Origin of the sequence: Streptomyces sp. NPDC046900 (genome assembly GCF_040644975.1) — a bacterium.
GTDB lineage: Bacteria > Actinomycetota > Actinomycetes > Streptomycetales > Streptomycetaceae > Streptomyces.
In genome coordinates this window covers 1-1,419 of record NZ_JBEYXD010000251.1, presented here as the reverse complement: position 1 = coordinate 1,419, position 1,419 = coordinate 1, and the positions used below count along the sequence as shown (strand labels likewise).

General features: G+C 68.6%; 1 protein-coding gene. It reads left to right on the top strand.

Features of this window, described 5'->3' with window-relative positions:
• Window positions 1-93: 93 nt before the first annotated feature.
• Window positions 94-1,101, top strand: coding sequence for an IS110 family transposase (locus ABZ904_RS51270; protein WP_361831227.1), 1,008 nt, complete (start codon window positions 94-96; stop codon window positions 1,099-1,101).
• The last annotated feature ends 318 nt before the right edge of the window (window positions 1,102-1,419 follow it).

Sequence of the window (1,419 nt, the reverse complement as noted above, 5' to 3'; positions counted from 1 at the left end):
TGAGCTGACTCTATGAGGGCCGGGCCCCCCTTCCTGCACAGCCCGGTGGATTCTGGTTCCGGGTCCCATACGTGCTCGGAAAGGAGGCCCTCAATGTCGGTCTACGTCGGCATCGACGTGCACCGCAAGCGCTCGCAGATCGCGGTCGTTGATCACGATGGTGCGGTGCAGGTGAATCGGAAGGTGCCCAACGGGGTCGAGTCGGTGCTCTCGGTGATCGGGGATCTTCCGATCGGAGCCCCGGTGGCCTTCGAGGCCGCCTACGGCTGGGGCTGGCTGGTGGAACTGCTGGAGGACTACGGCTTCGAGTCGCACCTGGTGCACCCGCTGCGGTGCAAGGCCATCGCCTCCGCCCGGCTGAAGAACGACAAGGTCGACGCCGCGACCCTGGCTCAGCTGCTGCGGGCCGACCTTCTCCCGGAGGCGTGGATCGCCCCGCTGGACGTGCGCCAGCAGCGGGCCCTGCTGCGGCACCGCTGCCAGCTGGTGCGGCTGCGGACCCTGCTACGCAACCGTGTCCATGCCGTCCTGGCGGACCACGGCTGCGACCGGCCGGGCGGCTACTTCACCGCCCCGGGCCGGGTCTGGCTCGACAGCCTGGACCTGCCGGACGCCTCGCGCCGCGTGGTCGACGATCTCCTGGTCCTCATGGACGCCCTCAAAGAACCGATCGACGCCCTGGACCGGCAGCTGGTCGCGCACGCCCGTGGTGATCCGCGGGTCAAAACCCTCACCCAGCTGCCGGGGGTGGGCACGCTCACCGCCCTGATCATCGTTGCCGAGATCGGTGACATCAGCCGTTTCCCCTCCGCCCGCAAGCTCACCGCGTGGGCGGGGCTCACCCCGACGGTCCGCAGCTCGGATACGTCGGTCCGGCACGGCCACATCTCCAAACAGGGTTCGGACTGGCTGCGGTGGATCTTGTGTGAGGCCGCCCAGACCGCGAAACGCTCGCCGGAATTCGCCGCCTCCTACCAGGCCATCGCACACCGCCGGGGCAAGAAGATCGCCACCACTGCGATCGCCCGCCGCCTGCTGGCCCGTGCCTACCATCTGCTGCGCGCAGTCCAGACACAACACGACCGGCAGGGGGCCCGATGACACCAGCCGACGACAACCGCCAGGGGTGGTCGCAGACCCCGGGTGAGCTCGCAACATCCCATGAGACGGGCGGCCGCCCGCGCTCGATGAGCTGACTGAGCAGCCCGGATCCCCGCACCACGGTCATGGCGCCGGCCCGCCCGGCCAGACGCCGAATGGGTGGATGTGAGCCCCACTCCGCCAGGCCATCAGCACATCGGGGACGTCAACGACCAAACCCCTGAACATTGATGACGCTTCCTCGCTCCCGATTCAGAGCTGTGAACAGCAGCCCTGCCAGACGAGCACGAGGAAGACCCACAAAGGAAAGCGCCTCGG